This window comes from Shewanella sp. (assembly GCF_041630135.1).
Lineage (GTDB): Bacteria > Pseudomonadota > Gammaproteobacteria > Enterobacterales > Shewanellaceae > Shewanella.
In genome coordinates this window covers 37,583-43,845 of record NZ_JBFKLW010000030.1, presented here as the reverse complement: position 1 = coordinate 43,845, position 6,263 = coordinate 37,583, and the positions used below count along the sequence as shown (strand labels likewise).

Annotated in this window: 5 protein-coding genes and 1 pseudogene; 3 read left to right on the top strand and 3 right to left on the bottom strand. The window is 48.5% G+C overall.

All coding sequences use genetic code 11. From position 1 onward, the window contains the following. Nucleotides 1-82, top strand: a pseudogene (locus tag ABYK60_RS10170) (IS200/IS605 family transposase); the annotation flags it as partial. A gap of 73 nt (nt 83-155) precedes the next feature. Here ABYK60_RS10170 and ABYK60_RS10165 read toward each other — a convergent pair. Together ABYK60_RS10165 and ABYK60_RS10160 are read right to left on the bottom strand one after the other, a co-directional pair. After that, a complete protein-coding gene (locus ABYK60_RS10165; RefSeq protein ID WP_372871909.1) occupies nt 156-1,187 on the bottom strand; it encodes a porin in 1,032 nt (343 codons plus the stop codon). Between the two features lie 387 nt (nt 1,188-1,574). After that, nucleotides 1,575-2,642: a porin gene (locus tag ABYK60_RS10160; RefSeq protein ID WP_372871908.1), complete on the bottom strand. Its 1,068-nt coding sequence runs from the start codon at nt 2,640-2,642 to the stop codon at nt 1,575-1,577. A gap of 324 nt (nt 2,643-2,966) precedes the next feature. Here ABYK60_RS10160 and tcdA point away from each other — a divergent pair, with 324 nt between their 5' ends. Further along, the gene (tcdA, locus tag ABYK60_RS10155; RefSeq protein ID WP_372871906.1) at nt 2,967-3,791 is read left to right on the top strand and encodes a tRNA cyclic N6-threonylcarbamoyladenosine(37) synthase TcdA; all 825 of its coding nucleotides are present in this window, start codon (nt 2,967-2,969) and stop codon (nt 3,789-3,791) included. Between the two features lie 5 nt (nt 3,792-3,796). Here the strand turns inward: tcdA and ABYK60_RS10150 are convergent, their stop codons facing one another. After that, nucleotides 3,797-5,437: an ATP-binding protein gene (locus ABYK60_RS10150; RefSeq protein ID WP_372871905.1), complete on the bottom strand. Its 1,641-nt coding sequence runs from the start codon at nt 5,435-5,437 to the stop codon at nt 3,797-3,799. A gap of 154 nt (nt 5,438-5,591) precedes the next feature. Between ABYK60_RS10150 and ABYK60_RS10145 the strand changes: the two genes are divergently transcribed. Beyond that, nucleotides 5,592-6,212 carry a superinfection exclusion B family protein gene (locus ABYK60_RS10145; protein WP_372871904.1) on the top strand — a complete coding sequence of 207 codons (621 nt, stop codon included), beginning with the start codon at nt 5,592-5,594 and terminating at the stop codon, nt 6,210-6,212. Nucleotides 6,213-6,263: the final 51 nt, after the last annotated feature.

Sequence of the window (6,263 nt, the reverse complement as noted above, 5' to 3'; positions counted from 1 at the left end):
TAACGAAGAGATAATTCGCCGATATGTGAGACATCAAGAGAAAGCGGAAAGGCAAGAGCAAGCTGAGCTTGCTCTGGAATAGAAGGCCCCCTTTTAGGGGGTTAACGCAAAGCCACCTTCTTCAGAAGGTGGATTATTTACATCACAGTGGATGATTAGAAATCGTAACGCACACCCACGGTGAATACGTTATCGTCTTTCAGGTCAACCTTGTTTCCGGCAACCATGTGGTCACCTTCATACATGGCATAGTGACCGAATACCAGCGTTGACTTGGAAACGCGATAGTCGGCACCCAGGGTAATGTTGGTGACGTTAATGTCAGATGCGGCTTCTTTGCCTTTCAGAGAAGAGTAGTACTTACCGAAACCGGCTTCATCTTTGCCGTACTCAGCCTTCAGGTTTACACCATTGAGGTTGTAAGCCACGTTTACAAAGTAGGTGTTGTTGTCGTCACCGCTGTCTACTTTTTCACTGTTCTGGAACAGGCCGCCAATCTTGAACTCGCCCAGTTTAACCTGAGCTACGGCGCGATATGCGTCGATGTTGCTGATACCTTTGTTGTAGGCACCGGCAATATAGAAGTTTTGCTTCTTCAGGCCTTTGTCACCGAGAGTAACAGACAGGGCGTATTGGGCATCATCACTGCCGTTGTTATCTTCCATCAGGTAGGTGGCGTTGATGGTAACAAGGTCAGCAATAACCGGAGAGTGATACCAGATACCATCGGCACTGCGGGTTTGGCCGCCAACCAGGCGGTCGATGTCGGCGTTGGTGTTGCCGAACAGGTCTACGCCACCTTCGGCCTGTTTGAATACGGTGTCGTTACGGCCGACCAGTACGGTACCTGCCGATGTTTTCGCACCCAAATATGAGTTACGGGCCTTGAAGGTATCGCCTGTGGAAGAGGTGTTTTCAACCTGGAATTCCAGTTGGTATACAATATCGATACCTGAGCTGATGGTTTCGCTGCCTTTTACGCCAACGTTGGAAAAGTTGTTTTCAAAGTAGGTTCCGCTTTCGCCAACCGTTACACCATTGGTGCCGCTTTGCAGGGTTGAGCTGGCATCAGAATTGGTAACAGAAATATCGATACGGCCATAGAACTGTGGACCTTCGGCCAGCGCGCCGAATGATGCCAGGGCCATTACCGACGCAACAGATGCAGAGATAAGGGTCTTCTTCATTTTTTCATGCTCCCTAGAACCGAAGTTCTAATCCATTTTTATGGTTATTAATTTGTTTCACGCTATTTTGTTACGCTGACAACAGGCCGTAACAAAGTTGCCGTCAATTTTTACAGGTTTATCGGATGTAAGCTGTGGAGTGGATCAAGCTTTTGGCCACCATATGAAGGATTTAAGACAAAATTATTACGCAGTCCCATCTTGGAGGCTTTTTACGCTAAAAGCATTCAAAAACACGGCATTATGCTGCTGGAATCAACCGGATACAGCAGCTTTTTCGATATAACTTTAGCAGTGATTAATGTAGCTGCAACAAAAATGACATATTGCTGACATAAAAAAAGCGGCTGAAAAGCCGCTTGGAATGTTGTTTATGACGGTTTAGGGTCAGAAGTCTACGCGCAGACCAACAGTCACTACATCGTCGTCCAGATCCACTTTCGCTCCACCCAGGGACATATCGCCGTTAAATCGGGTGTAATGGCCATAAATCAGGGTGTTCTTGCTGAGGCGATGATCGGCGCCCACGGTGTACTGCTTGAGCGTCACATCGCTGACATCCTCCATGCCCTGTTCGGTGTCACCAACGAAGCGGCTTACATATTTACCCATCCCTGAGTCATCCTGGCCATAAGTGGCTTTCAGCGTGGTGTTGCCAAGCTTATATCCGGCGTTGATAAACCAGGTGTCACCTTCAAGGTTGCTGTAGCGGTCAGCCACGTGCTCAGAATTCTGATACAGGGCACCGAGCAGCAACTCACCAAATTTAACCTGTGCGACAGCCCGGTAAGCTTTGATACCATCCAAGCCATCGTTGTAGGCCGCGGCAACATAGTAGTTTTGCGCCTTCAGTGCCTTATCACCCAAAGTGGCGGACACGGCGTAATTATTGCTGCTCCATTCGTCATCCTTACCCGGGTTGTACCAACTGCCTTCACTGTAGTTGTCAGACATGATGTAAGTGGCATTCAGGGTCAGGATGTTGGCGATTTTGGGCGAGTAGTAAGTGATACCGTCGGCCAGACGGCTTTGACCGGCGGCCAGCAGGTCGATATCGGCGTTGGTGTTGCCAAAGAGGTCGAAGCCTCCTTCGGCTTGCTTGAATACTGTGTCATTACGACCAACCAGTGCGGTACCGGCCTGTGTTTGCAATCCTACGTAGGTATTACGGGCGTTGAAAGTATTACCGGAGTTGTCGAAGTTATTAACGCCAAACTCCATCTGATAGATTACTGCGATGTTATCGCTCAGCGCTTCAGAACCCTTTACTCCCAACCAGGAGAAGTTGTTCTCAAACACAGTGCCGTCCTTTTGGTTTTGGGTTGCATAGCCCAAATCCGAGTTGGTCAGAGCCAGATCTGCGCGGCCGTAAAATTCAGGACCTGCGGCCAGTACGCCAAAAGATGACAGGGCGGTTGATGAAGCGATGGCCATGGCCAGAACGGATTTTTTCATAGAAGCGTTCCTTGTATTGAGTAAGTTGTTTATGGGGGGAGCCCATATTTGCTAACTTGGAAACCGGCCGCAGTTTGGCAGGAGAAAACGGCTTTGAGTGTGATAATGCTCACATCACCCAAAAAGGTGGTGTGGTTCTATCATTATGTTTTACTTGAATAAAACAGCTGATTTATGGTGCGGCAACCCATGTGAGGTTAAGTTCGTACTCATTGCTGACAGCAGCAACAGTTCGGCTACAGTCGCAAAGGCGTGTATCACCTGTTTGCCTGGTGCGACAGGCTTTATGCTGCTGTGGGTTTACGCTAAAATGCGGCGTTTTTTATGGCGCGGGGTAACAGGGTGGAACAGCAACTTTCTCAGGCTTATTTAAGTCGCTTCGGTGGCATTGGCAGGCTGTATGGCCAAAAAGCGCTGACCCGTTTCCATCAGGCCCATGTGATGGTCGTGGGCATTGGCGGTGTGGGCACCTGGGTTGCTGAGTCGCTCGCCCGCAGCGGTATTGGCCAGATAAGTCTGATGGATCTGGATGATATTTGCGTTACCAACACCAATCGCCAAATACATGCGCTGGCGGGCACGATTGGCCAGTCCAAAGTGGCGGTGATGGCTGAGCGCATTCGAGAGATTAACCCTGAGTGCCAGGTTAATGAACTTGAAGACTTTCTCACCACCGATAATCTCGTCGATTACCTGCCACGGGATGGTGGTATCGACTATGTGATTGATTGTATTGATGCCGTAAAGCCGAAGGCGGCACTGATTGCCTGGTGTAAGCGTAATAAAATACGGATAGTGACCATAGGCGGCGCAGGTGGGCAGATGGACCCTTCTAAAATTCAGGTGACGGATTTGTCCCGCACGGTACAGGATCCGTTACTCGCCAAAGTGCGTAACATTCTGCGCCGTGAATATAACTTTTCCCGTAATCTTGAACGCAAGTTTGCCATTGAAGCGGTATTTTCTACCGAGCCGCTGACTTACCCTGGCAGCGACGGAGAGGTATGCGCCACCAAGCCTGAGAATGGTGGCAGTATGCGGATGGATTGCTCGTCCGGTTTTGGCGCAGTCACCGTTGTTACCGGTACTTTTGGTTTTATGGCGGTCAGCCGCGTATTGGCCAAATTACGCCAGCAGGCAAATTCCTGACCATTTCAGATATGGTAGTGGTATCCGGCAGAGGGTGGTGTGCCTTGTTGTAAGCCTTCCTGCGTTATGGGAATGCTCAGTACAAAAGTAGCGCCACCCAGCGTGGAGTGCCCTTCGTATCTGAGGCTGCCCTTTAGCAGGGTTGCAGCATTAAAAGCCGCCGATAGCCCCAGTCCTGTGCCGCCTTTTGAGCGGCTTGTAGTGTAAAAAGGCTCAAACATATGCTCAGCAACATCGGAGCTGATGCCCTTACCGTTATCTTCCAATCGCACTATCAACATGTGGCTGTCCAGATACGCTTCAATCCGGAATTTGTTTTCGCGGTTGGGACTGAAGGCATGGGCATAAATGTTAGACATCAGATTGTTGAGGATTTGATTCAGCAGGTTGTAGTTTGTTTCAACGGTTAGCTCGTCCGGAATTGACAGTTCCAGCGTGGCTGACATGGGGGCATACATAACCTGCGTCGCTTCATAGATGTCACGACATACCTGTGACAGCAAAATCTCTTCATGGGCGTCGTTGCTTTGCTCAGCAGCAATGGTTTTAAATTTTTGGATAAGATTACTGGCGCGGGTGATATTACTGACAATTAACTCACAGCTCTGCTGATATTCTTCCAGAATGCCATTGATCTCTTCCAGGGTTGCATCTTCGCTGTGGATGAGTTTTATCAATTCATCTATATGTGCAAGCTGGGCGCTGGCGGCAGTGAGGCAAATGCCGATGGGGGTATTTATCTCATGAGCTACCCCAGAGACAAGCCCACCAAGTGCAGCCATTTTTTCCTGTTCAACCAGGGCTTCCTGAGCTCGTTTGAGAATGAGCAGTGACTGCTCCAGCTCCATGGTGCGTTCTTTGACTTGTTTCGCCAATTCATCTTTATAGGAACGTTCAAGCTCCAGTAAGCGTTCCCTGTCTTCGAGTGCTGTTTGTAACTCAGATTTCGAGCGTTTGAGTGCGCCGAACGAGCGATGCAATTGCTCCTGCATCTCATTGATAGCTAACGCGACCTGATCGAACTCATTTTGTGAGCCGCGTTTGCTGAATTTGAGGGGGTTATAGTCTTTTTCTACGTCGATATTTTGGCAATAGGCCGCCAGTGAGTTCAGGTGTCGGGTGATATTAAGCCACACCAGAATGAGAATCATGCCTGCCACAAGGAAAGTCTTAATGGCGTTAGATAGCAGGATAACTATCGCTTTGTCATAGAGCCGATGATAAACCTCATTGAGATCGGCCTGTATGACAAGCTTACCAACGGAAATGTTTTCAGTGCCTGAGTTGTAGTTAAGGGCAAACACCCGTTCTATGATGTTTTTTTCAATAGCGACGCCGCGACTCCAGTGTTGCCCACTGTCGTCATCAATAGAAATATAAGTAATATCAGGTAATTGTATTAGCCCTTCAAGCTGGGTGTTAATAAGGCGCTCATCGATTACCCAAATGCTTGCTGCCAGCACATCAAGGCTGACTTTTTCGATGTTGGAAAAAGCACGATCTATACGGTGCAGATCGCCATTGTAATCATTGTAGAGTTGGTAGCCAGTAGTGATCAGAGTGATCAGCGAGCTGAACAGAACAATCGAAATCATCAGCTTCCGACCAATTTTGCTGCTTACCGCCTGGCGAGAAAAAACCAGCATTTGTTTCCTTGCATCCTGGTCTCATTGATTTAGATATAAGCATAGTTGGGATGCGAAAAAAACACAGTTTTTGTGGACTTATCTTATCTTTCCGTGATGGCCTCAAATTTGCTTGTAAGCTGGCATGTACAATTTTTTGACGGACGGAATTGCCATGTACAAACCAAATTGGGGTGCGTTGAAAGGGGCTTCTGCTAAAGAGTGGGGATTCAGAGCCATGTTGTGGCTGCTTATCGCTACATCGGCTTTGAAGTTTGCGCCTATGGATTGGCTGGCGTTATTGCACCTTGATGGATGGACTGGCGCCAACTCATCCCTGTTGGGGTTGGGGCTGATCATCTCGGTGGCGTTTTTTGTGGCGCTGCTGGCTAATTTTCTGCTGGATGAAGCGATAGGTTACCTTGGCAGCAAACGCAAAAAAGAAATCATTGAACATAAGGTTCAATTACTCGATCCGGCTGAGCGTGCGTTGCTGCGGGAGTTTTTTTTACAGGGCAAAACCATTTTGACTTTGCCTGTTGAAGAATTGGCGGTACGCAGTTTAGTTGAAACCAACATCCTTGAGTGTATCGGTAATATCAAACATTATGCGATACAGGGGGCTACTGCAGATTACAAGATAAGTATGCTGGCCAGGGTTTACCTGAACCGCAGCGTACTGAGATTGCCAAATGGTGAGCTGAGTCAGGAAGATATGCTGAATCTGATAAAAGCTCGCCCCGGATTTGCCAGCAATGTTGTTGCTCACCGCAAACCTCCCCAGCGAGCGGCCTAAATTTTCACTGCGAGCAGATAAAAAAGGGGGGCCATTTGGCCCCCTAATTCA

Coding starts and splice junctions, on each gene's coding strand:
- ABYK60_RS10165 (WP_372871909.1), bottom strand. CDS start 1,187: ATGAAGAAGACCCTTATCTCTGCATCTGTTGCGTCGGTAATGGCCCTG.
- ABYK60_RS10160 (WP_372871908.1), bottom strand. CDS start 2,642: ATGAAAAAATCCGTTCTGGCCATGGCCATCGCTTCATCAACCGCCCTG.
- tcdA (WP_372871906.1), top strand. CDS start 2,967: ATGGCGCGGGGTAACAGGGTGGAACAGCAACTTTCTCAGGCTTATTTA.
- ABYK60_RS10150 (WP_372871905.1), bottom strand. CDS start 5,437: ATGCTGGTTTTTTCTCGCCAGGCGGTAAGCAGCAAAATTGGTCGGAAG.
- ABYK60_RS10145 (WP_372871904.1), top strand. CDS start 5,592: ATGTACAAACCAAATTGGGGTGCGTTGAAAGGGGCTTCTGCTAAAGAG.